At 62.7% G+C, this 25607-nt stretch carries 22 protein-coding genes; 16 read left to right on the top strand and 6 right to left on the bottom strand.

Annotated elements, in window-relative coordinates; translation table 11 throughout:
• The first annotated feature begins 81 nt into the window (after window positions 1-81).
• From LUA85_RS16505 to LUA85_RS16445, 13 genes are all read left to right on the top strand, one after another.
• Window positions 82-1656: a helicase HerA-like domain-containing protein gene (locus LUA85_RS16505; RefSeq protein ID WP_231471432.1), complete on the top strand. Its 1575-nt coding sequence runs from the start codon at window positions 82-84 to the stop codon at window positions 1654-1656.
• A gap of 72 nt (window positions 1657-1728) precedes the next feature.
• Entirely contained in the window at window positions 1729-2307 is a 579-nt protein-coding gene (locus tag LUA85_RS16500; protein ID WP_231471430.1) for an ANTAR domain-containing response regulator, read from the top strand.
• Complete coding sequence (locus LUA85_RS16495) at window positions 2307-3536, top strand: CmpA/NrtA family ABC transporter substrate-binding protein (RefSeq protein ID WP_231471428.1); 1230 nt, start codon at window positions 2307-2309, stop codon at window positions 3534-3536. The genes LUA85_RS16500 and LUA85_RS16495 overlap by 1 nt, the downstream gene beginning before the upstream one ends.
• A 215-nt stretch (window positions 3537-3751) precedes the next feature.
• A complete protein-coding gene (locus LUA85_RS16490) occupies window positions 3752-5143 on the top strand; it encodes a CmpA/NrtA family ABC transporter substrate-binding protein (RefSeq protein WP_231471426.1) in 1392 nt (463 codons plus the stop codon).
• A gap of 33 nt (window positions 5144-5176) precedes the next feature.
• Complete coding sequence (locus LUA85_RS16485; protein ID WP_231471424.1) at window positions 5177-6187, top strand: ABC transporter permease; 1011 nt, start codon at window positions 5177-5179, stop codon at window positions 6185-6187.
• 13 nt (window positions 6188-6200) lie between these two features.
• Window positions 6201-7880, top strand: coding sequence for an ABC transporter ATP-binding protein (locus LUA85_RS16480; protein WP_231471422.1), 1680 nt, complete (start codon window positions 6201-6203; stop codon window positions 7878-7880).
• 49 nt (window positions 7881-7929) lie between these two features.
• On the top strand, window positions 7930-9186 hold the full coding sequence (locus LUA85_RS16475) for an alginate export family protein (RefSeq protein WP_231471420.1): 1257 nt from the start codon (window positions 7930-7932) through the stop codon (window positions 9184-9186).
• Window positions 9187-9426: 240 nt separating this feature from the next.
• Entirely contained in the window at window positions 9427-11904 is a 2478-nt protein-coding gene (nirB, locus tag LUA85_RS16470; protein WP_231471912.1) for a nitrite reductase large subunit NirB, read from the top strand.
• Window positions 11901-12242 (top strand): nitrite reductase small subunit NirD, encoded by a 342-nt coding sequence (nirD, locus tag LUA85_RS16465; protein ID WP_231471418.1) that lies wholly within the window; start codon window positions 11901-11903, stop codon window positions 12240-12242. Before nirB ends, nirD begins: the two co-directional genes overlap by 4 nt.
• Window positions 12239-14752, top strand: a complete 2514-nt coding sequence (locus tag LUA85_RS16460) for a molybdopterin-dependent oxidoreductase (protein WP_231471416.1) — start codon at window positions 12239-12241, stop codon at window positions 14750-14752. The genes nirD and LUA85_RS16460 overlap by 4 nt, the downstream gene beginning before the upstream one ends.
• Complete coding sequence (gene cobA / locus LUA85_RS16455; RefSeq protein WP_231471414.1) at window positions 14749-15540, top strand: uroporphyrinogen-III C-methyltransferase; 792 nt, start codon at window positions 14749-14751, stop codon at window positions 15538-15540. Before LUA85_RS16460 ends, cobA begins: the two co-directional genes overlap by 4 nt.
• 73 nt (window positions 15541-15613) lie before the next feature.
• A complete protein-coding gene (locus tag LUA85_RS16450) occupies window positions 15614-16495 on the top strand; it encodes a TIGR00730 family Rossman fold protein (RefSeq protein ID WP_231471412.1) in 882 nt (293 codons plus the stop codon).
• A 4-nt stretch (window positions 16496-16499) separates the two neighbouring features.
• Window positions 16500-17015: a GNAT family N-acetyltransferase gene (locus tag LUA85_RS16445; protein ID WP_231471410.1), complete on the top strand. Its 516-nt coding sequence runs from the start codon at window positions 16500-16502 to the stop codon at window positions 17013-17015.
• On the opposite strand, the gene thiD is transcribed toward LUA85_RS16445, so the two are convergent.
• The 3 genes from thiD to glmM all read right to left on the bottom strand — a co-directional run bounded on the left by thiD (window position 17000) and on the right by glmM (window position 19432).
• Window positions 17000-17746, bottom strand: a complete 747-nt coding sequence (gene thiD / locus LUA85_RS16440; protein WP_231471409.1) for a bifunctional hydroxymethylpyrimidine kinase/phosphomethylpyrimidine kinase — start codon at window positions 17744-17746, stop codon at window positions 17000-17002. The two genes, LUA85_RS16445 and thiD, sit on opposite strands and share 16 nt — an antisense overlap.
• Window positions 17747-17870: 124 nt before the next feature.
• On the bottom strand, window positions 17871-18095 hold the full coding sequence (locus LUA85_RS16435) for a DUF1272 domain-containing protein (protein ID WP_231471400.1): 225 nt from the start codon (window positions 18093-18095) through the stop codon (window positions 17871-17873).
• Window positions 18095-19432, bottom strand: coding sequence for a phosphoglucosamine mutase (glmM, locus tag LUA85_RS16430; RefSeq protein ID WP_231471398.1), 1338 nt, complete (start codon window positions 19430-19432; stop codon window positions 18095-18097). The genes LUA85_RS16435 and glmM overlap by 1 nt, the downstream gene beginning before the upstream one ends.
• A 104-nt stretch (window positions 19433-19536) precedes the next feature.
• Here glmM and LUA85_RS16425 point away from each other — a divergent pair, with 104 nt between their 5' ends.
• Complete coding sequence (locus LUA85_RS16425) at window positions 19537-20817, top strand: dicarboxylate/amino acid:cation symporter (protein ID WP_231471391.1); 1281 nt, start codon at window positions 19537-19539, stop codon at window positions 20815-20817.
• A 128-nt stretch (window positions 20818-20945) separates the two neighbouring features.
• Window positions 20946-21560 carry a superoxide dismutase gene (locus LUA85_RS16420; RefSeq protein WP_231471390.1) on the top strand — a complete coding sequence of 205 codons (615 nt, stop codon included), beginning with the start codon at window positions 20946-20948 and terminating at the stop codon, window positions 21558-21560.
• Here the strand turns inward: LUA85_RS16420 and LUA85_RS16415 are convergent.
• From LUA85_RS16415 to LUA85_RS16405, 3 genes are all read right to left on the bottom strand, one after another.
• On the bottom strand, window positions 21548-22723 hold the full coding sequence (locus LUA85_RS16415; RefSeq protein WP_231471388.1) for an AI-2E family transporter: 1176 nt from the start codon (window positions 22721-22723) through the stop codon (window positions 21548-21550). The two genes, LUA85_RS16420 and LUA85_RS16415, sit on opposite strands and share 13 nt — an antisense overlap.
• Window positions 22724-22895: 172 nt before the next feature.
• Window positions 22896-23507, bottom strand: a complete 612-nt coding sequence (locus LUA85_RS16410) for a sigma-70 family RNA polymerase sigma factor (RefSeq protein WP_231471386.1) — start codon at window positions 23505-23507, stop codon at window positions 22896-22898.
• Window positions 23500-23673: a NepR family anti-sigma factor gene (locus LUA85_RS16405; RefSeq protein ID WP_231471384.1), complete on the bottom strand. Its 174-nt coding sequence runs from the start codon at window positions 23671-23673 to the stop codon at window positions 23500-23502. Before LUA85_RS16405 ends, LUA85_RS16410 begins: the two co-directional genes overlap by 8 nt.
• A 261-nt stretch (window positions 23674-23934) precedes the next feature.
• On the opposite strand from LUA85_RS16405, the gene LUA85_RS16400 reads away from it, so the two are divergent.
• Window positions 23935-25605, top strand: coding sequence for a CHASE domain-containing protein (locus LUA85_RS16400; RefSeq protein ID WP_231471382.1), 1671 nt, complete (start codon window positions 23935-23937; stop codon window positions 25603-25605).
• Window positions 25606-25607 lie beyond the last annotated feature (2 nt).

Here is a 25607-nt window from a genome sequence, read left to right as displayed (position 1 = left end):
TTCCCCGCAACGGATGCAAAAACCCCTCGCATGTGGCTGATGTGCGCCTTAATCACCGAACAAACGGATGGGACAAGCGGTATGGACGACATTTACCTTGGGTTGGCTTCGAATGGCGAACGGCAAGTGCTGCGCCTTGGCCGCGCCAACCGCCACGGATTGATCGCAGGGGCGACCGGCACCGGCAAGACGGTGACGTTGCAGGGCATTGCCGAACAATTCTCCAATCGCGGCGTGCCCGTGTTCATGGCCGATGTGAAAGGCGATCTTTCAGGCATTTCGATGCCGGGCAGCCCCACGTTCAAACATGCCGCCAGCCTTGAAGCGCGGGCGAAGGAACTGGGCATCACCGACTATGCCTATGCCGATAATCCGGCGGTGTTCTGGGACTTGTACGGGGAAAGCGGCCATCCGATCCGCACAACGATTTCGGAGATGGGGCCGCTGCTGCTGGCGCGGTTGATGGGCCTGAATGATACGCAGGAAGGCGTGCTGAACATCGCTTTCCGTTATGCCGACGATAACGGACTGCTGCTGATCGATTTGCCCGATCTGCAATCGGTGCTGATGAACTGCGCCGAAAACGCCAGCGAACTTTCGGGCAAGTACGGCAATGTCTCGAAGGCCAGTGTCGGCACGATCCAGCGCCAGTTGCTGGCGTTCGAAAGCCAGGGCGCGGACCGCTTTTTCGGGGAGCCTGCTTTCGAGATCAACGATTTCCTGAAAACGGACGATCAGGGGCGTGGCATGGTGAATGTGCTTGTGGCCGACAAGCTGATGCAAAGCCCCAAGCTTTACGCCACGTTCCTGCTGTGGCTGCTGTCCGAACTGTTCGAGGCCCTGCCCGAAGTGGGGGACCCGGAAAAGCCGTGCCTGGTGTTCTTCTTCGATGAAGCGCACCTGCTGTTTGACGATGCGCCCGATGCGTTGATGGACAAGGTGGAGCAGGTCGTGCGGCTTATCCGTTCTAAGGGCGTGGGCGTCTATTTCATCTCGCAGAACCCCATCGACATTCCCGAAAAGATCGCAGGCCAGTTGGGCAACCGTGTGCAGCATGCCCTGCGCGCGTTCACCCCGCGCGATCAACGCGCGATCAGGGCGGCGGCCGAGACGTTCCGTATCAACAAGGAACTGGATGTCGAAACGGTGATTACCGAACTGCGCGTGGGTGAGGCGCTGGTTTCGACGCTGAACGACGATGGATCGCCCTCCGTGGTGCAGCGCACGATGATATCACCGCCGCGCTCGCGGCTGGGTCCGATCACGCCCAAGGAGCGCGCGATCATCCAATCGATCAGCCCGTTCGATGGCAAGTACGATACCGCCGTGGACCGCGAATCCGCAGCAGAAGTGCTGGCGCAGAAGGCATCGGATGCCGCCGCCGCCGCGCAGCAGGTGGAGGACGAAGGCGTGGAGAAGCAGCGCGCCGCCCCGCGTCAGTCCCCATCGATGTGGGAGCGCGCGGGCAAGGCTGCGGCAGGTGCGGTAGCATCGTCGGCAGGCGCAGTGATAGCCGCGAAGATCACCGGCAAGAAATCGCGCGCCGCGCCGGTTTCATCGGGTCTGACCGCCGTGGTGGGCACCATCGCCACATCGATCGGCGGGGCAGCCTTCGGGCGGTTTGCGCGCGGGATCATGGGGGGGTTGCTGCGCTGACGGTTGGCCAACCCGCGAGGCTGACTGTCGGAGCCGGTTGCATCGCGTGATGTTGCAGCGCAAAAGGATGGCATGCGCATTGCCATTGTCGATGAAAGTGCCAGCCGCGCGGCGATAATCCGCGAAGGCCTTGCGACGGTCGAGGACTGCGAGATATTCGTGGTTACCGAACGGCGCGGGCTGGTGGCGCGAATCGGCGAGATCGGGCCGGATATCGTGCTGATGGATCTGGGCAACCCCTCGCGTGACGTGCTTGAAGAATATTTCGCGGTCAGCCGTGTGCTGGACCGCCCGATTGCCATGTTCGTCGATGAAAGCGACGAGGAATCCATCGGGGCATCGATCGATGCAGGCGTTTCGTCCTACGTTGTCGACGGCCTCGCACCGCATCGCATCCGTTCGATCCTTGATCTGGCGGTCAAGCGGTTCAACGCCTTCGCCCGGTTGCAGGCCGATCTGGACGAAGCCAAGGGCAAGCTGGCCGAGCGTGACAGTATCGACAAGGCCAAGCGAATCCTGATGGACAGCCGCGGTCTTGGCGAACCGCAGGCCTATGCCGAATTGCGAAAGGCTGCGATGAACCAGGGCAAGCGAATTGCCGAAATCGCAGACGCGGTAGTAACCGCGCATCAGTTGATGGGAGGGAAGTGATGGCGCCTGAAACACTCACGGGCGAAATGACCATCGGCTTCCTGCCGCTGGTCGATGCCTGCCTGCCGATTCTGGCGCGCGAACATGGCTTTGCCGAAGCCGAAGGGCTGTCCTTGCGGCTGGTCAGGGACATGAGCTGGGCGACGGTGCTCGACCGGCTGCTCTATGGTCATACCGATGCGGCGCACATGGTGGCCCCGCTGGCTATCGCGGTAACGCTGGGGCGCGGCCGGCCGGCACAGCCGCTTTCGGTGCCTTTCGTGCTGGGCCTGAACGGCAATGCCATCACCATGCGGGGTGATCTGGCGCACCGGGTGGCGCAACCGGGCCGGTTGGGCGATCCGGCGGCGGTCGGCGCTGCGCTGAAGGCTGTTGTCGAGGCCGAACGGGGGCAGGGGCGTTTGCTGCGATTCGGCGTGGTGCATCGCTACTCCAGCCACAATTACATGCTGCGGTACTGGCTGGCGGCTTGTGGCATTCGCCCCGATACCGATGTCGAGATCACAACCGTGGCCCCGCCATTCTGTGCCGACGCGCTCGAATCGGGTGAGGTCGATGCGATCTGCGTGGGCGAGCCATGGAACAGCGTGGCGGTGGAGCGCGGGGCGGGCGAAATCGTGCTGGCGACAGCGCAGATATGGCGGCGCGGCGTGGAGAAGGTTCTGGCGTTCCGCGAATCGGTGATGGAGCAGCGCCGCCCCCAAGCCGAAGCGCTGGTGCGGGCCTTGCGCAAGGCGGGGGAACACTTCGTCGATCCGGCCAATCTTGAAACCAATGCGGCGATTCTGGCGCGATCCGATTACCTGGATGGTGATGCAACATTGATTCGCCGGGCCATTTCAGACCGGCTCCTGCTCCATCGGGGCGGCGATTTGCTGCACTATCCCGATTTCATGTTCCAGCACCGCGAGGCGGCGAATTTCCCGTGGGTCAGCCAGGCCGAGTGGCTCTACAGCCAGATGGTGCGCTGGGATGGCCTTGCGTTCGATCCCGCCGATGCCCGGAAGGCCGCCCGCGTGTTCCGGCCCGATGTTTACCGCAGTGCACTATTGGGCACGGGCGAGCCATTGCCGGGGGCAAGTTCGAAGGTCGAAGGCAGCCTTGCAGGACCGACCTCCGTGTCCATGCAGCAGGGGGTCATAACACTGGAAAACAACAGCTTTTTCGATGGTCGACCATTCGACCCTGCGTTGCTTGAAAGCTACATTCAGGGCCAGCGTTCAGCATAAAATTCTATTGCGGCGCAAAAAACGCTTGCCGAACCCCCTGCGAATCACATAGCTTTAAGCCCAAGCCGAACGGTGCCGCCCAAGGATGGACGGACAGATCGCCGCCCGGCTCAGCATTTTCATCGTGTGGCAACGTCGCCGCCCAGACCTCCCGTTTCGGGATGCGTTCGGGCGGTTTTTTGCGTTTGTCATGCCGTTTTCGAGGGGTGGTCGAAATGAACGGACGGAACACAATCAAGTCTCAGGGCAAGCGACGGAATATCGTTGCGGTACTGCTCGCAGGCATTGCGCTGGCCAGTTGCGGCAAGAGCGGTGACGCGCCTGAAAAGCCCGCCGCTGCTGCCGGAGACCTCGAAAAGTCGGCCCTCAAGCTGGGTTTCATCAAGTTGACCGACATGGCGCCGCTGGCCATCGCCCAGGAAAAGGGCTTCTTCCGCGAAGAAGGGTTGAACGTCACGCTCGAACCGCAGGCAAACTGGAAGGTTCTGGTCGATGGCGTCAGCAGCGGCCAGCTTGACGGCGCGCACATGCTGGCGGGGCAGGCCATTGCCACGGCCGCAGGTTTCGGCGGCAAGGTTCCGCTGATCGCTCCGCTCAGCCTCGATCTGAATGGCAATGCCATCACCGTTTCGAACAAGGTCTGGAGCCAGATCGAACCCAAGCTGCCCAAGGGCCCGGACGGCAAGGTCATGCACCCGATCTCGGCTTCGGCGCTCAAGGATATGCCGCTGAAGTGGGGCATGGTGTTCCCCACCAGCCCGCACAATTACGAACTGCGGTACTGGCTGGCCGCTGGCGGGATCAATCCCGGCTATTACCTGCCGGGCGATGTCGCCGGAACCACGTCTGCCCAGATGCAGCTTTCGGTCACCCCGCCGCCGCAGATGCCTTCAACGATGGAAGCCGGGACGATCGACGGGTATTCCGTGGGTGAGCCGTGGAATCAGGCTGCGGTGAAGAAGAAGATCGGTGTGCCGGTCATCACCGATGCCGAAATCTTCCCCGAAAACCCCGAAAAGGTCCTGGGCCTCACAGCCGCCTTTGCCGAAAAGAATCCCAAGACGGTCAAGGCGCTGCTGCGCGCGATCATCAAAGCGCAGCAATGGCTCGATGCCGATAACGGTGCCAACCGCGCTGAAGCGGTGAAGATCCTCAGCCAGTCAAACTATGTTGGTGCCGATGCCGATGTGATCGGCGCATCGATGACCGGGCAGTTCACGTTTGCACCGGGCGATACGCGCCCTGCCGCTGGCTTCAACATCTTCTTCAAGCAGAACGCGGGCTATCCGTTCTATTCGGACGCCATCTGGTTCCTCACCCAGATGCGCCGCTGGGGCCAGATCCCTGCCGACAAGCCCGACCAGTGGTATTTCGACACTGCCAAGGCTGTCTATCGCCCCGAACTCTACCTCGCTGCCGCCAGCGAACTCGCCGAACAAGGCGTGATCCCCAAGGATGCCGTGCCGCAGACCGATGGTTTCAAGCCGGAACAGTCGGGCTTCATCGATGGCCAGACCTTCAACGGCAAGCAGCCCAACGCCTATCTCGCCAAGTTCACCATCGGCCTGAAGCAGGGCCAGACGGTGACCCCGGCGGGCGTCAAGTAAGCCCCGGCGGTACTTAATCCAAGGAAAAGACCCATGAACGCCGTTCCACTGCGCAAGGACGAATTCTTCGCTACGCCATCACATGAGCAGGAGGAGGGCGCGGCCCTCCTCCCGGTAACGAAGGAAGAATTGCCCGTGAAAACCGCACCCGGATTGCCCTTTGGTCTCAAGCTGCCCGAACCGCGTGCCGCGTTCGAGGCCGCATGGCCGCCTCTGGTCGGGATCGGTGGATTCCTTCTGGTGTGGGCGCTGATGGCGCCGCTGGTGCAGACCTCGCTCGGCGCGCTGCCAGGGCCAGGCGATGTGTGGTCGGCGTTCCTTGGCCTGATTGACGAATATCTTGCCGCGCGGGTCACGGCGGCGGAATCCGAAGCGGCAGGCTATGCCTTTACCGGCCCACCGACCTTCATCGACCAGATCGTCACCAGCCTTGAAACCGTGGCGGCCGGCTTCCTTTTGGCAACCATTGTCGCCGTGCCGCTGGGCCTTGTCGCGGGCATGTCAAAGCGCGTGAATGCCGCGATCAATCCGTTGGTGCAGGTCATGCGTCCGGTCAGCCCGCTTGCCTGGCTGCCAATCGTCACGATGGTCGTTTCGGCGTCGATGGTCAGCGACGATCCCAGCCTGCCCAAGGCGTTCGTGATTTCGGCGGTCGTCGTAATGCTCTGCTCGCTCTGGCCCACATTGATCAACACCGCCATCGGCACCGCCAGCATCGACAAGGACCTGATCGCGGTGGGCCGCGTGCTCCGCCTCGGCTGGTTTGCCAAGCTGACGCGCCTCGTCCTGCCCTCGGCGCTGCCCTACATCTTCACCGGGATGCGTCTTTCGCTGGGCACCGGCTGGATGGTGCTGATCGCGGCGGAAATGCTCAGCCAGAACCCCGGTCTCGGCAAGTTCGTGTGGGACGAATTCCAGAATGGCTCCGAAAAGTCGCTGGCGCGGATTATGGTCGCGGTCGTGGTGATCGGCCTGATCGGCTTTGCCCTCGATCGCGTGATGATGGCCATGCAGGCCTTCGTCAGCCGCAACCGCAACGTCTGAAGGAGCGCGCACCATGGCCACGATCCTTTCGCTCAAGAACCTGCGCAAGAGCTATACCGGCAAGGCCGGGGGCGTTTCTGAAGTGCTCGGCGGCATCGATCTCGATGTCGAGGAAGGCGAATTCATCGCGATCCTCGGCTTCTCAGGTGCTGGCAAGACAACGCTGATCTCGGCCATTGCCGGGCTGGTCGAACCCGATGCAGGCGAAATGCTGCTGCATGGCAAGCCGATCACCGGGCCGGACAAAGATCGCGGCCTGGTGTTCCAGTCCTATTCGCTGTTCCCCTGGCTGACCGTCGAACAGAACGTGGCGCTGGCGGTGGATTCGGTTCACAAGGATCGCAGCAGGCAGGCGCGGGCCGATCTGGTGCGCCAGAAGGTGCAACTTGTCGGTCTGGGCCATGCGATGGACCGCAAACCCGCCCAGCTTTCAGGCGGCATGCGCCAGCGTGTTTCGGTGGCCCGCGCTCTGGCGATGGAGCCGGAAATCCTGCTGCTGGACGAGCCATTGTCCGCGCTCGACGCGCTGACCCGCGCCAAGTTGCAGGACGAGATCGACCGCATCCGTGAGGAGGAAAAGCGCACGATCATCCTGGTGACGAACGACGTGGACGAAGCACTGTTGCTGGCGGACCGGGTTGCGGTACTGACGCCTGCGCCTGCCGCACGGATCGGCCAGATATTCCCGGTCAACCTGCCGCGCCCGCGTGATCGCGAAGCGGTGAACGACAGTGTGGCGTTCCAGAAATTGCGCACCGAAATCGTCAATTACCTTGGCAGTCTGGCCGGTGAAAAGGTGGCCAAAGGCAGCGACTCAGGCAGCCTGCCCAACGTCACCCCCCTCGATCTTGCTCCGCCGCCCAAAGCCTATCAGGATGCGGCAAAGAAGGGCGCGACCCGGCGCTACATGGAATTCTGGAAACTCCACAAGGTCTACCCCACGCCCAAGGGACCGCTGACCGTGGTGGAGGACTTCAACCTGATGATGGACAAGGGCGAATTCGTTTCGCTGATCGGCCATTCGGGCTGCGGCAAATCCACCGTGCTGACGATGGCGGCAGGCCTCAATGCCATCAGCAAGGGTGGGATCATCCTTGATAACCGCGAAATCGACATTGCCGGGCCGGACAAGGCGGTGGTGTTCCAGGCCCCCAGCCTGATGCCCTGGCTGACCGCGCGGCAGAACGTGGCGCTCGGTGTCGAACGCGTCTATCCCCATGCCACACGGGCCGAACGGCGCGAGATCGTGGACTATTATCTCGAACGTGTCGGCCTTGCCGATGCGCGCGACAAGATGGCGGCGGAAATGTCGAACGGCATGCGCCAGCGTGTCGGCATTGCCCGCGCCTTTGCGCTCAGTCCGCGCCTGCTGCTGCTGGATGAACCCTTCGGCATGCTCGACAGCCTGACGCGGTGGGACTTGCAGGACGTGCTGGTCGAGGTGTGGAACCGCACCAAGGTAACGGCCATCATGGTCACGCATGACGTGGACGAGGCGATCCTGCTGGCGGACCGTGTGGTGATGATGACCAACGGGCCGAATGCCACCATCGGCAAGGTGCTCAAGGTCGATCTGCCGCGCCCGCGCGATCGCAAGGCGCTGCTCAAACACCCGGATTTCTACGCTTACCGGCAGGAGGTTCTGCACTTCCTGGCCGAATACGATCATGGACCGACCGACAAGGCGGCCTGACAATTTTTGGGGATGCTTGAAAGACGTTAGGGGTCTTCAGGAGGGAAACATGAAATCACGTATTCTGGCGGCGGCGCTGCTCGCGTCGCCGGTCGCTCTCGCACATCCTGCGTTCGCAGCCGAAAAGCCGTTCGGCGCGCCGGTTCCGGTGAGCGAGGACATCACCTTCGATCCGATCATCGCGGCGCGTCTGCGCTATGAAGCGGTGGACCAGCCGACGCTCGATGCCGATGCCGTGACCGCACGCCTGCGCGCGGGGTTCGAGATCAAGCATGCGCCGTCGCACCTTTCGTTCCTGGTGGAAGCCGAGGGCACGCTGGGCCTTCAGAACGATTATAATGCCTTCCCGTTTCCGCTGCCCGGCGCATCGCAGCGTCGCCCCGGATTCTCCGTGGTGCCAGATGGCGAAAGCATCGATCTCAACCGGTTGCAGGTGCAGTACAAGACCAAGGCTTTCGCGCTGACGGTCGGTCGGCAGCGGATCAACCTTGATGACCAGCGTTTTGTCGGCTCGGTCGGCTGGCGGCAGAACGAACAGACATTCGATGCGGTGCGCGCCGAAGCCTCGCTTGGCCCGGTCACACTTGATGGCACTTATGCGATCCAGCAGGATTCGATCTTCGGATCTGAAGCCGGGCCGCGCCGCAGCATGGACGGCGATTTCGTATTCCTGAACGCAGGCGCGAAGCTCGGACCAATCACCGCCAAGGCGTTTTCCTACATGATCGACTATGACGAGGCGTTCGCCTTCGCCAACTCATCGCAGACGTATGGTGCGCGCCTTGCGGGCAGCGTACCGCTTTCGAAGGCGGTCAAGCTGAACGTGCTGGCAAGCTATGCGCGCCAGATGGACTTGGGGCAAAACCCGGCGAATTACGAAGCCGATTACGTGCTGGGTGAGGTCGGCCTGTCGTCGATGGGCTTCACCCTGACCGGCGGTTACGAACTGCTGGGCGCGGACAAGGCTGCGGGCAAATCGTTCCAGACGCCGCTTGCCACGCTGCACAAGTTCAACGGCTGGGCCGACTTGTTCCTGACGACGCCTGCGGCAGGGCTTGAGGACTATTACCTCTCGCTCGCCAAGGTTCTGCCGAAGGTGAAATCCCTGCCCGGCCTGAACGCAACCGTGGCCTATCACGAATTCCGCAGCGATATCGGCTCGACAAAGTTCGGGACCGAATGGGACGCCAGCCTTGGGTTCAAGGTCAGGAATGTCGGGCTGCTGCTGAAGTATGCCGATTACAACGCCAAGGCGTTCGGCGCGGACAAGAGCATTCTCTGGCTCCAGGCTGAAGTGGCGTTCTGATTGCTTCGGTGTGCTGCACTGCAAAAATAACACTTGCAGTGCAGCCGCCGAATCGGTTAGCAAAGTGAACGAAGGCACATGCGCCGCCCAGAGTCGGGTGGATTTTCGCAAGGCCTGATTGATCAACATTGCGTGGCAACGTCGCCGCCCAGACCTTCCCCATTCGGGATGCGTTCGGGCGGCTTTTTCGTGTTGCGCGTCGGCTAAGGAAAAGTTCGAGTGAACGCGCCAACGACACTGATGGAAACGGAAAGGTCAGCAGGCGTACGCCAGCGGCTGGTCGTGATCGGCAACGGCATGGCCGGGTGCCGCGCGGTCGAGGAAATCCTCGCCCGCGATCCCGCCCGGTTCGACGTGACGATCTTCGGTGCCGAGCCGCGCGTGAACTACAACCGCATCATGCTTTCGCCGGTTCTGGCCGGAGAGAAGGCGTTCGAGGACATCGTCATCAATGGTGACGACTGGTATACCGACAATGCGATCACGCTTGTTTCGGGCGATCCGGTCGTTTCGATCGACCGCGCGACGCAGACCGTGGTGGCACAATCAGGCCGGGTCGAACCTTACGACCGCCTGCTGATCGCGACGGGTTCCGATCCGTTCATCATTCCGGTGCCGGGCAAGGATCTGGCGGGCGTGGTCACATTCCGCGATCTGGATGACGTGGAAAAGATGCTGGCCGCTGCCGAAAAGGGCGGTTCAGCCGTGGTGATCGGCGGTGGCCTGCTTGGGCTGGAGGCAGCGCATGGCCTTTCGCTTCGTGGCATGAAGGTCACCGTCGTTCACCTTATGCCGACGCTGATGGAGCGTCAGCTTGATGAAGCAGCGGGCTACCTGCTCAAGACCGAACTGGAACGGCGCGGCCAGACCATCGTGACGGGTGGCGATACGGCCGAGATCGTCGGCAAGGATGGCCACGTATCCGCCGTCCGCCTCAAGGACGGACGCGAATTTGCCGCAGACATCGTGGTCATGGCCGTGGGCATCCGTCCCGGCACCACGCTGGCCAGGGCGGCGGGGCTTGAGGTCGAACGCGGCATCGTGGTGGACGATCACATGGTCACCAGCGATCCGGCGGTCATGGCGGTGGGCGAATGCGTCCAGCATCGTGGCAACTGCTACGGCCTTGTCGCGCCACTGTGGGACATGTGCCGCGCGCTGGCCGATCATGCCTGCGAACAGCCATCGGGGTATGAAGGCTCGGTCACCTCAACCAAGCTGAAAGTCTCCGGCATCGACCTGTTTTCCGCCGGTGATTTTTCGGGCGGGGATGGCGCGGAAGACATCGTCATGCGCGATGCCGCGCGCGGCCTCTACAAGCGCGTGGTCGTCAAGGACAACAAGCTGGTCGGCGCGGTTCTCTATGGCGATACCGCCGATGGCAACTGGTACTTCGACCTGCTGAAGAAGGGTGAGGACATTTCGGACATCCGCGAGGCGCTGATCTTTGGTCAGGCCTTCGCATCCGGGGGCGCCCTGCTGGACCCTAATGCCGCCGTTGCAGCACTTTCCGACGACGCAGAAATCTGCGGCTGCAACGGCGTTTCCAAGGGCACTGTCGTCGCCTCGATCAATGCCGGCGCCTGCAGCCTCGACGCTGTGCGCAGCACCTGCAAGGCTTCGGCTTCGTGCGGTTCCTGCACCGGGCTGGTCGAAAGCCTGCTGGCGCTGACGTTGGGCGGCGAAGTGCAGTCCGGGCCGAAGACGATGTGCAAGTGCACCAGCTTCAGCCACGATGACGTACGCCGCCTGATCCTGGAAAAGAACCTGCGCGCGATCCCGCAGGTGATGCAGGAACTGCACTGGACCACGCCCGATGGCTGTTCATCGTGCCGCCCGGCGCTGAACTACTATCTGCTGTGTGCCTGGCCCGGCGAATACGAGGATGACCAGAAGAGTCGCTTCGTCAACGAACGCATGCATGCCAATATCCAGAAGGACGGCACCTATTCGGTTGTCCCGCGCATGTGGGGTGGTCTCACCAATCCGCGCGAACTGCGCGCGATTGCCGACGTGGTCGAGAAATACAACGCGCCGATGGTCAAGGTGACCGGCGGCCAGCGCCTCGACATCTTCGGAATCAGGAAGGAAGATCTGCCCGCCGTGTGGGCTGATCTGAACGCGGCCGGGATGGTTTCGGGCCATGCCTATGGCAAGTCCCTGCGCACGGTGAAGACCTGCGTCGGCAGCGAATGGTGCCGCTTCGGTACGCAGGATTCGACCGGGCTGGGCGTCAAGCTGGAACGGATGACCTGGGGATCGTGGATGCCCCACAAGTTCAAGATCGCCGTATCGGGCTGCCCGCGCAATTGCGCCGAAGCCACGATCAAGGACTTCGGCGTGGTCTGCGTGGATTCGGGCTATGAACTGCATGTCGGCGGCAATGGCGGGATCAAGGTCCGCGCCACCGACCTGCTGTGCAAGGTGACGACCGAGGAAGAGGTGATGGAAGTCTGCGCCGCCTTCATCCAGCTTTACCGCGAACAGGCGCATTACCTTGAACGCACCGCGCCGTGGATCGAGCGCGTTGGTCTCGACCATGTTTCTTCCGCGCTGTTCAAGAATGCCGACACCGTAAAGCGCCTCGCCGCCAGGTTCCGTTATTCGCAGACGTTTTGTCAGGACGATCCGTGGGCAGAGCGCGTCGCGGGCAAGGATGCTGATCTGCACCAGCACCTTGCGCAAGTGCGCCCGCTTCAGATGGAGAACGCACAATGATCGGCGATTGGCTCGATATCGGCCCGGTGGACCAGATCACCCCCGGCACCGCGCGCACTTTGCCAGTGGTGGGGGCCGATGAAATCGCGGTGTTCCGTACACAGGCGAATGAATTCTACGCTCTCGTCAACAAGTGCCCGCACAAGCAGGGTCCGCTGAGCCAGGGCATCGTCCATGGCAATGTCGTGGCCTGTCCCTTACACAACTGGAACATCTCGTTGAAAACCGGCGAGGCGCTGGGCGAGGACAAGGGCTGCGTACCGACAATCCCGCTGCGGGTTGATGCGGGCCGCATTTACTTGCTGCGCTCGGCGGTCGTGGGCAAGCGCGCAGCGTGAAGGACGTCCGCACCACGTGCGCCTATTGCGGGGTCGGCTGTGGCATTCGCGCCACGGTGACGGGGGAGCGGACGGTTACGATCAAGGGTGATGCCGATCATCCGGCGAACTTCGGGAAGCTCTGTTCCAAGGGTACGCACCTTGGCGAAACGGTCGGGTTGGAGGGACGCCTGCTTCATCCCATGATCGGGGATAAGCAGGTGGGCTGGGACGCGGCGCTCGATCTGGTGGCGGACAAGATGCGCGTATGCATCGAAACGCACGGGCCGGACAGCGTCGCGTTCTATGTCTCCGGCCAGTTGCTGACCGAAGACTATTATGCTGCCAACAAGCTGATGAAGGGCTTTGTCGGCAGCGCCAATATCGACACCAACAGCCGGTTGTGCATGGCAAGCGCTGTGGCGGCGCACAACCGCGCCTTCGGCGAAGACATCGTGCCGGTCACTTACGACGATCTCGACGATGCCGATCTGATCGTGCTGGTCGGATCGAATACCGCGTGGTGCCATCCGGTGATCTGGCAACGGATCGAGGCCGCGCGTGAGGCGCGCGGCACGAAGATCGTGGTGATCGATCCGCGCCGTACCGAAACCGCCGAGCAGGCCGATCTGCACGTTGCGGTCGCGCCCGATGGCGATGTGGCGCTGTTCAATGCCCTGCTGGCGGACATGGTCCATCGCGGGCTGGCGCCAGGCGAAGGTGGCACGGTTGATCACGGGGTAGATCCCGAAGTGTTCGTCGCGCTGGCCGATATGGTGGCCGAACATCCGCGCATGGTGACGGTCTTCTCGATGGGTGCGAACCAGTCGGTCGCCGGGACCGACAAGGGCAACGCGATCATCAACCTGCATATCGCCACGGGCCGGATCAATGCGCCCGGCATGGGACCGTTCTCGATGACCGGGCAGCCCAATGCCATGGGTGGCCGCGAAGTGGGCGGGCTTGCCAACATGCTGGCGTGCCACCTTGGCTTTTCGGATGCTGAGCGCGCCGATGTGGCGGCGTTCTGGCAAACCGATCGGCTGTGTGGCGCGCCGGGCCTCAAGGCGGCGGACATGTTCCGCGCGGTGCACGATGGCCGGATCAGGTTCCTGTGGGTGATGGCGACCAACCCCGCCGTGTCGATGCCCGACGCCGGTTTCGTGCGGGAGGCACTGTCGCGGTGCGAAACGGTGGTCGTGTCAGACGTGATCGCCGATACCGACACCGCAAAATTCGCGCATGTTCGCCTGCCCGCGCTCGGCTGGGGCGAAAAAGATGGCACGGTCACCAATTCCGAACGCCGGATCAGCCGCCAGCGTGCGCTGTTTTCTGCGCCGGGCGAGGCGCGCAGAGACTGGTCGATCATTGCCGATGTTGCCAGCCGCATGGGTCATGGCGCAGCATTCGACTGGACCTGCGCGGCGGACGTGTTTCGCGAATATGCCGCGATGACGGCGCTGGCGGTCGCCCACGGCAAAGTGCTCGACCTGACCGGCAGCGCCACGATTTCGGATGACGAATACGAAGCGATGGTGCCGTTCATCTGGGGTGGGCGCCATCCGATGGCGGGCCGTGCGATGCACCATGTGCCGGTCGAAGCGCGGACGCGGGCCGTCGATCCCGATTATCCGCTGCGGCTGAACACCGGCCGCTATCGCGACCAGTGGCACACGATGACCCGCACCGGCCTTTCGCCCACGCTTTCGCAGCACCGTCGCGAACCCCTGCTGGAAGTGCATCCTGCCGATGCTGTCGCATCGGGCGTGGTCCATGGCGCTCTGGCGCAAGTCGTCACATCATCGGGGCAATCGACGTTCCGCGTCTGCGTCACCGATGCGCAAGCGCGCGGGCAGGTGTTCGTGCCGATGCACTGGACCGATGCCATGGCCAGCGGCGGGCGCGGCAATCTGCTGCCCGATCAAGCGGTCGATCCCGTATCGGGCCAGCCCGGTTTCAAGAACAATGCCTGCCGGATTGCGCCGGTGACCAGCGATTGGCGCGCGTTTCTGGTTCGCGCCGAGCCTGTGACGCCCGAAGGGCTGACATGGTGGAGCCGTTCGCGCGTCGCGGGCGGATGGTTGCATGAACTGGCTGGCGATGGCGCGGTGGATGCCGATGCGCTGCTGCCTGCCGGTGATCGGATCGAGGCGGTCGATCTGGTGCGGGGCATGCGCCGGATTGTCATGCTGGATGCCGATGGCGCATTTTCCGCGGGGCTTTACATCACGCGGGCAGGCCAGTTGCCAGAGCGTGACTGGATTGCCGCGCAACTGGGGCAAAGTCTGGCGCAAGTCCCTGAAATGCTCGCCGCGCGGCCCAGCACTCCTGCGCCCGACAGAGGACCGATGGTCTGTGTGTGCCACGGCATCGGCGCAAAGCAGATCCTGGCCGCAGCAGATGGCGGAGCCTGCACCGTGGCCGATGTGGGCAAGGCCTGCGCTGCGGGTACAAATTGCGGATCGTGCCGCCCTGCCATCGCCCGGCTGCTGCGCGAATGGAACGACAAGCTTGTGGAGCCAGCGGAATGACCGATTTATCAAAATCCGACTTTCCGGCAGGCATGGTCTGGCTGGTGGGCGCAGGGCCGGGTGACCCGGAATTGCTGACGCGCAAGGCCGAACGGTTGATTCGCAGCGCCAGCGTGGTGTTCCACGATGCGCTGGTCGGCCCCGAAGTGATTGCCATGGTGCCTGCGCGCGCGCGGCTGGTCCATGTCGGCAAGCGTTCAGGGCGCCATTCGAAGGATCAGGCCACGATCGACAAGCTGATCGTGGCTGCGGCCCTTGCGGGTGAACGGGTGGTGCGGCTGAAGGGCGGCGATCCATCGATCTTCGGGCGCGCGACCGAGGAACTCGAAGCCTGCCGCGCTGCCGGTGTGGCGGTAAAGGTATGTCCCGGCGTGACGGCGGCCAGCGCGGCGGCGGCGGGCATGGGTCTGTCGCTCACCCTGCGCGGGCTGGCGCGCAAGCTGGTGCTGGTAACCGCCCATGCCCGCGCGGGTGAGGAGCTGGACCTCGATTGGCAGGCGCTGGCCGATCCCGACGCAACGCTGGCGATCTATATGGGCAAGGCGGCTGCAGGCGATGTTTCGCGCAACCTGATCCGCGCGGGCATGCCGCCCGAAACGCCGGTGGCGCTGGTGCAATCGGCCAGCCTGCCCGATGAACGCCATTTCCATACCCGGCTGGACCTGCTGCCGCTGGCCGCGAAGACGGCGCTGGGCGATGGTCCGGCGCTCTTGCTGATCGGCAAGGCGATGCAGGAACGCGATGCCGCGCCGAAGCGTGTGGCGGACACGGTTTCCGCCGACCGCTAGGCAATCCTGTCAAAGTGTGGCCACAACCGCGCGCCCACTTGCGTTTTTGCGCGCGCAGGCCGACGTATGGAGCATGACAGAAGAAGAAAAGCAGCACGACCTTACCAAACGCAAGTTCTACAAGGCCGAACAGGAAGCCGGGTTCGCAGATAGCCAGCCCAAGACTACCCCGCAGCAGCAAGACCCGGCCTATCGGCTGGCGTTCCGTGATACCGATTTCCTCCTGCGCGAGGAATTGCGGCCCGTGCGGTTCCAGCTTGAACTGCTCAAGCCCGACATGTTGCTCGACGAAGCGGGCATCGGCTCCACGCTGGTCATCTATGGATCGGCGCGCATTCCTTCACCTGAAATGGCCGAAGCCGCGATGGCCACGGCAACCACGCCCGAAAAAAAGGCCGTGATCGAACGGTTGGCCGCCAAGGCCAAGTATTATGACGAAGCCTACAAGCTGGCACAGACTGCCAGCAGTTGCGGCGTGGTCGAGGACGGCAAGCGCCAGTTCGTGATATGCTCTGGCGGCGGCCCTTCGATCATGGAGGCCGCCAATCGCGGCGCGGAGGAAGCAGGCGCGGAATCGATCGGGCTGAATATTGTCCTGCCGCACGAACAGGCGCCCAACAGCTATGTTACGCCACATTTGTCGTTCCAGTTCCATTACTTCGCGCTGCGCAAGATGCATTTCCTGTTGCGCGCCCGCGCCGTGGCGGTGTTCCCCGGCGGTTTCGGCACGTTCGATGAATTTTTCGAACTGCTGACCCTGATCCAGACCGGCAAGATGAAGCCGATCCCAATCATGCTGTTCGGCAAGGATTACTGGAACCGCGTGGTCAATTTCCAGGCGCTGGCCGAAGAAGGCGTGATCAATTTCGAGGATCTGGAACTGTTCACCATGGTCGAGACGGCGGATGAGGCATGGTCGCACATCGTGAAGTTCTACGATCTCGATTGCGGGTGATGCGGTGATCCGTACGCCCCGGCTGCTGCTCAGGCCCGTGCGTGAGGCAGACGATTTTGCCGCCATGCATGCCATCCTGTGCCAGCCCAGGGCGATGGCCTACTGGTCCACTCCGCCGCATGACGCTGACGATCAGACGCGCGAGTGGCTGGCCAACATGGCGGCAATCGAACCTGCGCTGGGTGAGGATTTCATCGTCGAGTTCGAAGGCCGGGTAATCGGCAAGGCGGGCTTCTATCGCTTCCCCGATCTCGGCTACCTGTTCGATCCGGCAGTGTGGGGCAGGGGCCTTGGCCGCGAGGCAGTGGGGGCGGTGATCGCGCGCGGTTTCGAAGTCCATAATCTGCCGCGCATTACGGCTGATGTCGATCCGCGCAACAAGGCATCAATGGGCCTGCTCCAGCGGCTGGGCTTGACCGAAACCCACCGTCAGGCGCGCACCTGGCTGGTCGGCGATATGTGGTGCGACAGCGTGTATTTCGCGATGACCCGCGAGGACTGGGATCAGCGCACCGCCTGATGGCCAAGCGGCCCGTGGCCTGCGCCAAATCCGGGGGCGGCCAGCAAGGCAGCGCGGACGAATTCGCGCGCGCCCTCGACCGCCTCTTCCAGCGAAGCCCCCCGGCCAAGGAACGTGGCAATCGCGCTCGATAATGTGCACCCGGTCCCGTGAGTATGGCGCGTGACGATCCGCGGCGCGGTCCAGACCTTCTCAGGCAGGCCGGGCACCACCAGCCGGTCGATCACCTCCGGGCCGTCTGCATCCCCACCCTTGGCGATATAGGCGATGCCGCGCTTCTGCATCGCCGCATCGCCCCCCAGCGCGACAAGTTCGGGCACGTTGGGCGTGGTCAGCGTGGCCAGCGCCATCAACCGTTCGAACGCCGCAATCGTTGCCGCATCGGCCAGCGCCGCGCCGCTGGTGGCGATCATCACCGGATCGAACACGATCGGCACCGACAGGCGTTCGAGCCGGTCTGCCACAACTGCCGCGATTTCGGGCGAGCCGAGCATGCCGATCTTCACCGCGTCCACGCCAAGATCATTCACGCAGGCATCGATCTGGGCCGCGACCATCGCCGGATCGACCGGCAGCACGGCATGAACGCCGGTCGTATCCTGCGCGGTCAGCGCGCAGATCGCGGTCATGGCATAACCGCCGAGCATGGTGATTGTCTTGATGTCGGCCTGAATGCCGGCACCGCCGCCGGAGTCAGAGCCTGCGATGGAGAGGATGCGCGGTGGGGTCATGCAGTTGGGCTAAGGCACCGCGTGTGCTTCGACAAGCTCAGCATGAGCGGGCTTTCTGAATGCACCGCCAATCTTCGCTCAAGCTGAGCCTGTCGAAGTACGCTCGACATGAACGGGATGGGGTTTAACCCCTGAACTTGCGTTCGACCGATGGCGGGTGCTTGGCATGCAGCGCCTTGGCCCGCGTCGGGCGGTCCATCAGTTCGCCGCCGCAATTGGGGCAGCGATCATCCAGTGCGTCGGCACATTCTGCGCAGAATGTGCATTCGAACGAACAGATGAACGCGCCGGGCGATTGCGCCGGAAGATCGGTGCCACAGCGTTCGCAATCGGGGCGCATTTCCAGCATCAGGCGGCCTTTCGCACGGCATTGCAGATCGCATCGACCACGGCCTCGACTTCGACTGCATCGTCGCCTTCGGCCATCACGCGGATGACAGGTTCAGTGCCCGAAGGCCGGATTACCAGACGGCCCTTGCCGGAAAGCCGCGCTTCGGCTTCCGCAATCACGTCCTTCACGCTCTGCGCTTCCAGCGGCTTGCCACCGGCAAAGCGCACGTTCTTGAGGATCTGCGGCACCGGATCGAACTGGTGCAGCAGTTCGCTGGCGGGCTTGCCCGATGAAACCATGGCCGAAAGCACTTGCAGCGCGGCCACGGTGCCATCGCCGGTCGTGGCATGATCGGTCAGGATCATGTGGCCCGATTGTTCGCCGCCCACGTTGAACCCGCCGCTGCGCATGCGTTCGAGCACGTAGCGATCGCCCACCGATGTGCGCTCCAGCGTCAGCCCCTGCGCGTTCAGATATCGCTCAAGCCCAAGGTTCGACATCACCGTGGCGACGATGCCGCCACCGCGCAGTTCCCCGCGCGCGGCCAGTTGCGTACCGATCAAGGCCATGATCTGGTCGCCGTCCACCGTCTGGCTCTTTTCATCGACCACGATCAGGCGGTCGGCATCGCCATCCAGCGCGATGCCGATGTCGGCGCGGGTTTCGCGCACCTTGGCCTTGATTGCATCGAGGTGCGTGGACCCGACGTTGAGGTTGATGTTCTTGCCATTGGGTTCCACGCCCATGGCGATCACTTCGGCGCCCAGTTCCCACAGGGCCGAAGGCGTCACGTGATAGGCTGCGCCGTTCGCGCAATCGATCACGATGCGCAGGCCATCGAGCCGCACATTGTCGGGCAGGCTGGCTTTGACCGCATGGATATAGCGCCCGCGCGCATCCTCGATCCGCCGGGCACGGCCGACTTGCGTGGCATCGGCCAGCGTCATGTCCTGTTCGAGCATGGCCTCGATGGAAAGCTCGGCATCATCCGACAGCTTGTAGCCATCGGGACCGAACAGCTTGATGCCGTTGTCTTCGAACGGATTGTGACTGGCCGAAATCATCACGCCCAGATCGGCGCGCATCGAACGCGTCAGCATGGCGACGGCGGGCGTCGGCATCGGCCCAAGCAGGACCACGTCCATCCCGACGGAGGTGAATCCTGCCACCATCGCGCTTTCCATCATGTAGCCCGAAAGGCGCGTGTCCTTGCCGATGACCACGCGGTGGCGATGGTCGCCGCGCTGGAAATAGGTGCCGGCGGCCTGCCCCACCTTCATCGCGGTGGCGGCGGTCATCACCCCTGCATTGGTCCGGCCCCGGATGCCATCGGTGCCGAAGAACTTGCGTGCCATGGAAAGACTTGTCCTTGTCGTCCGTGCCGCAAAGGGAGCGGCCTGCCAGTTTGCTTTGCTTGCCAGATTGCTATGCGGGGATGTGTAGCTAATGTCACCTCAACATGACCTTACCGAATCTGGAAAAATCGTCCACCGCGCTGCCGCCTATTGCGCAAGTGCCTGCGCTGTGGACATTCATGGGGCTTGTCGGCGGGTTGCTCGGCGGGTTGGCGGTGGCGTTTCTGGCACCCGGTGCGCTGCCCGTGGTGCAGACATGGGTCCAGCCCGTTGGCGACATGTGGCTGCGCGCGCTTCAGGCAACCATCGTGCCACTGGTCGTGGCACTGCTGTTTACCGGCGTGACGCAGACCATCGCGATGGCAAGCGCCGGGGCAATGGCACGGCGCAGCCTTGGCATGTTTCTTGGTTTCCTGACCTTCAGCGCAGGCGTGGCGATCGTGTTCACACCGATTTTGCTATCGCTCCTGCCGATCCCGACAGAGGCCGGTGCGGCGCTGCGAAACACCCTCGGCGCCACCGAACCCGGCCCGGTTCCGGGCGTTGCCGAGTTCCTGCGCGCGATCGTGCCGACCAACGTGATCGACGCTGCGGCCAATGACCGGTTGTTGCCGCTGATCCTGTTCGTATCCGCCTTTGCGCTGGCAGTCGGTCGGCTGGCGGGGCCGCAGCGCGAGGTGATGACCACATTCTTTGCGGCTCTGGCCTCGGCCATGCTTGTGGTGATCGGCTGGGTCCTGGCGCTTGCCCCCATCGGCGTGTTCGCGTTGAGCATGGCCGTAGCTGCAACCAGTGGCACCGCAGCCATTGGCGCACTGGCGCATTACGTGATGATCGTGGTGCTGACCGGAACCATCGTATTGCTGGCGGGCTATGCATTTGCCGTCGCCATCGCGCGCCAGCCGCTGGGCCGGTTTGCCCGCGCGATGCTGCCGGCGCAGGCCATCGCGCTGTCCACGCAGTCCTCGCTCGCCTCGCTGCCCGCAATGCTTGGCGCGTGTCGCAATCTTGGGGTGCGCGAGACGACGTCGGAATTCGTGATGCCCCTGGCCGTCGCGCTGTTCCGCGCGACCAGCCCGGCGATGAACCTCGCCGTCGCGATCTATGTCGCGCATCTTTACGGTGTGGAGCTATCGCCCATGGTGCTTGCATCGGCCTGGCTGGTGGCGATCCTCGTTTCGCTCAGTTCTGTCAGTCTGCCGGGGTCGATCAGTTTCGTGGTCTCGGTGGGACCCATCGCAATTGCGATGAACGCTCCAGTGGCACCACTGGCCCTGCTGGTGGCGGTGGAAGTGCTGCCAGACCTGATGCGTACGCTTGGCAACGTGACGATGGATGTCGCAGTCACGGCTGCGGTCGACCGCAAGGCACCCCGCGCGGATTAGCGATTTTCGCAACTGCACCAAAGAAAAATTCAACGGCAAAACAGCGCGTCAAACCTTATCTCGCGGCAACCGATGCGCTGTTCGTGCGTTGGTTTGCGAACGAAATATCTCAAGGACGATGATTGCCCATGGCCATTTCCCTCCCCCCGCTGCCTTACGCCGACGATGCGCTGGAACCGGCCATTTCGGCCACTACGCTGCAAACCCATCACGGCAAGCATCACAAGGCCTATGTCGACAAGACCAACGCCGCGATCGAAGACAGCGATCTTGCCGATGCCAGTCTCGAACAGATCATTGCCGCTGCCCAAGCCAAGGGCGACAAGGGGCTGTTCAACAATGCGGCACAAAGCTGGAATCACGCGTTTTACTGGAACAGCCTGACGCCGGAAGCGTCAGCGCCGACTGGCGATCTGGCGTCGGCCATCGACGCTTCGTTTGGCTCGCTCGGCGCACTGAAGGCAGAAATGCTCGCACAAGGCACCGCGCACTTCGCTTCGGGGTGGGTCTGGCTTGTCGCCCATGGGAACAGTCTCAAGGTCGAACAGACTCACGATGCCGCAACCTTCGCGACAGGTGAAGCCAAGCCGCTGCTGGTGATCGACCTGTGGGAACATGCCTACTATCTCGATCACAAGAATCTGCGTCCCGATTACCTCAAGGCCGTGATCGAAACGCGCCTGAACTGGGCCTTTGCCTCGGAAAACCTGGGCCGCGATGGCATCTGGGCCTATCCTGGCTGAACCTCGGCTGCCGGGTCGTCCTCGTCCATTCCGGCGAGGCGGCCCGGTTCGAACAGGTTTTCCCCGAACATGAAGCCGACCAGATTGGGTTTGCCGATATGGTCCAGCAGTGCCGCAATCGAAAGCAGGATGGGGACGGATAGAAGCGCGCCCAGCACACCCCATATCCATGAAAAATAGCTGATCGAAATCAGGATCGCGACCGGGTTCAGCGTGAACCGCGCGCCAAGGATCGCTGGCGTCACCACGTTCGATTCCACGGCATGCAGCCCCAGGTAGGCCAGCATCGGGATTAATCCCACGATCACGCTGGGCGCGGTGCCCAGCCCGACAAGGCCGATCAGTCCCATGAACATCAAAGGTCCGATGTAGGGAAGGAAGTTGAGCACGAAGGCGAGGCCTCCCCACATCACCGGCGCGCTCAGCCCGAACATCCACGCGCCAAACGCCACGATCACGCCAACGCAGAAGTTCACCAGCGCCACCGTCAGGATATAGCTCGCCACGCGTTCCTGTACATCGCGCAACACACGGGCAAGGCGGACGGAGGCGTTGAAGGAGTGGCGATCCAGCAGGATGCGCCGCTTCATGCGGATGCGCGATTCGATCATGAAGAAGGTCATCAGCAGCGTGAGGATGACTTCCAGAATCACACTCGGCGTCGCGAAAGCCACTTGTTCTATTACCGAAGGGGTGGCGACCACGACCTCACGGGTCGAACTGCTGCCGGTGATCCGGGCGAGCTGACGATTGACATCAGCGATCCATGAAAAGTTGCCGCGCAATTCGGTGAACCGTCGCGCAACCTGCCGAGCCAGTGCAGGCACCTGATCCACCATGACATAGGCTGGTTGCAGGATCAGCAGCAACGCCACCAGCACCACCGCGACCAGCGCCATGATGGCCAGCAGCGATGCGAGCATGTTTGGCAGGCCCAGTCGCGTCAGCCGGTCCGCCAGCGGTGACAGCACGATGGTGAAGATCATCGCCGTAACCGGAGGCAGGAACACTACGGACCCGATAGACAGTACGAATGGCAATGCCAGAAACAGCCCCAGCCCCAGCAACAGGACTATCGCCGACTGCAATCGCGCGCGCCGATCAGGCAAATCGTCCAGGCCCGTCGGACTCAGCGGTTGTTCTGGAATGGTCGACTGGTTCACGGAACAGGCAGCCTTGCAACTGAATCACGCGAAACACCCGCGCAACCGTTCAATTCACCGTCGCTGCGCGCGGATCAAGGATTGCTTTGCGATGCTGGACGATTTGCCATTGTAGTGGCGGGACGGTGGCGGGCCAATGGCGGGCCAATGGCGGGATAGCCACGCAGGCTGTTCAGTCGTTCTGGTGTCCGTGAAGCACGGTATGGTCAAGTTCGCCCATTATGGCGGTATGCGCGACAGCATCATTGGTGCTGCGGCGCGGAATCTGTCCGTTTTCAATCATTTGCGAAAGCGCGGCGCGCGCACGTCCGACGCGGCTCTTGATCGTGCCGACAGCGCAACCACAGATTTGCGCCGCTTCTTCATAGCTGAACCCGCCTGCGCCGACGAGGAGCAGGGCCTCGCGGCGTTCGGGCGGCAGGGTCAACAAGGCACGATGCATGTCGGAAAGGTGCATCGGCCCTTCCTGCGCCGCCGGGGCCACAAGGATGCGTTCAGCCACGGTCTCGTCATAGTCCGCGCGGAAACGGTTGCGGCGCATGTCGGTAAGATAGGCATTGCGCAGAATGACAAAGGTCCAGGCACGCATCGAAGTGCCCGGTTCGAAACGCTCCTGCGCCGCCCAGGCCTTGAGCAAGGTTTCCTGCACGAGATCGTCGGCAAGATCGGGCCGTCCGCACAACCCGCGGGCAAATGCTCGCAAATGCGGAATCACACCCGTCAGTTCGCGCTTGAACGCTACCGGATCGATCGCCGGGCGGGGCGACATGTCTGCCTCAGCCATGCGAAGGGTCATCCAGTTTATCGAGCAATTGGGCAAAACTGTCAGGCAGCGGTTCGTCCACGACGGAATCGTAGAGCCGCTTGAGCCCGTCAGCCCATTCCGGGGTGCGCGGTTTCCCGCTCTTCCGGCGTTGTTGACCGGGATTCATCGGCTTTTCTTTCGACATTCGCTCTGACAACGCCTCCCCCTCCAGGGATTAACCAAATCCACACCGCAACGGCGCGGCAGATGCGTTTCCTACACCATCGGCACCCGGCTGATACAGCCCGCTTGCAAATGGTTGTTCGGATGTGGAACGATATGGGGTGCCATCGGTTCCCATTTTTGCTGTGACGCAACGGGAATTTTCTTTGCATACGGTGCATTTGGGTGGAAGGAGCGCGACCGTTCCGGACGGATTCTTCGAAAGGGAGGGGAAAGGCGCGCGATGGAGAAGCTTCTTGCCAATAAGAAGCTGACCCCACGGTGGTACGAGCGGTTTCCGCGTGCCGTTCCCGTGGGCATCTTCGGCCTGACCATGGCGGTCGCGCTGCTCAGCGTCTATGCGATCGAAAACGCCGAGGATATGCGGCAAACCGCGCAAATTGCGCAAACCGCACAAGCGGTTGCATCGGGGCTTGAACGCCGGTCCAACACCAATGCGGCCTATCTGCGGTCAAGCGCGGCGCTGTTCGCCACCCAGCAGATCGTCGAAGCGCCACTGTTTCGCACATTCATCAAGCAATTGCACCTTGAAGGCCGCTATGTCGGATCGGACGGGATCGGCTGGGCGATGAAGGTCGATCGCGATGCGATTCCGACCGTCGAGGCGATCATGCGCAATGACGCCAACCCGGATTTTTCTATCCGCCCAAAGCCCGGACCCGAACGGCCCTATGTAGTGCCGGTCATGTTTCTCGAACCCGATTCCATCCGCAACCGCCGCGCCATCGGCTTTGACATGTTTTCCGAAAGCATGCGGCGCACCGCGATGAAGGCGGCCGAGCGCAGCGGACAGCCCACTGCCACGGGCCATGTCGTGCTTCAGCAGGAAGCCCGGCCCGATGGCGGTGCAGGCTTCCTTGTCTACATGCCGGTATTTGCGCTTGAGGCAGAAGGCGCTGCAAAACGCCTTCGTGGTTATGTCTATTCACCGTTCGATGCCCAGACGTTTCTTGAATCGTCCTTCGATGCTGCCCGCCTCGATGGGGCCGGTGTGCGGCTGTATGATGAAGACGCCAATGGCATGACTCTGATGGCGGAAGTCGCACCCGCAGAACGGTCTGGCGATGCCATCCGCCGCCCGATCGAGATTGCCGGCCATCGCTTCGTGATCGAGATAGAAGCACCTGCCACGCCGATGTTCTCGACCATGTCGGTGATGACGTTACTGTTCGGCCTGCTTGTCGCCACGCTGTTGCTGGTGCTTGCCCGCTTGCTCACGCAGCAGGCTGCGGAAGATCGCATCGCGCTGGCATGGTTCGAACAGCAATCCTCGATCCGCAACTCGCTGACCCGTGAACTCAATCACCGGGTCAAGAACACGCTGGCCAATGTGCTCTCGATCATATCGCTCACCCGCCGCCGTGCGATCAGTCTGGCCGATTTTGCCGATAGCCTGGAAGGCCGTATCCGCGCCTTGTCGGCCACGCACGATCTGCTGACGCAATCGGATTGGGGCACGACACCGGTGGCCCTCGTCATCCGCGCAGAGCTTGCGCCTTATGCGCTTGACGTGCAGCGGCACCTGACGATGGAAGGGCCGGATGTGGAACTTGCGCCCAACGATGCGCTGTCGCTTGGCCTTGCCATCCACGAACTTGCCACGAATGCAGCCAAATATGGTGCGCTCAGCGTCGAAAGCGGGCGGGTGGCGATTACGTGGGAGATTGCGGGAGAAAACCTTGCCCGGATCGAATGGGTCGAGACTGGCGGGCCGCCCATCGATGTCGAACAAAAGCGCAAGCGCGGGTTCGGCACCGAACTGATCGAAAAGATCGTCGCGCATGAACTGCGCAATCCAGTAGACCTGCGCTTCGATCCCGAAGGCGTACGCTGTACGCTCCTGATCCCCGTTCGGCGGCGCAACGATTTCACCATGCGACAGGGCCGCACCTGACG

The organism is Novosphingobium sp. CECT 9465 (assembly GCF_920987055.1).
Taxonomy (GTDB): domain Bacteria; phylum Pseudomonadota; class Alphaproteobacteria; order Sphingomonadales; family Sphingomonadaceae; genus Novosphingobium.
This window is presented reverse-complemented; position numbering and strand designations above follow the sequence as displayed.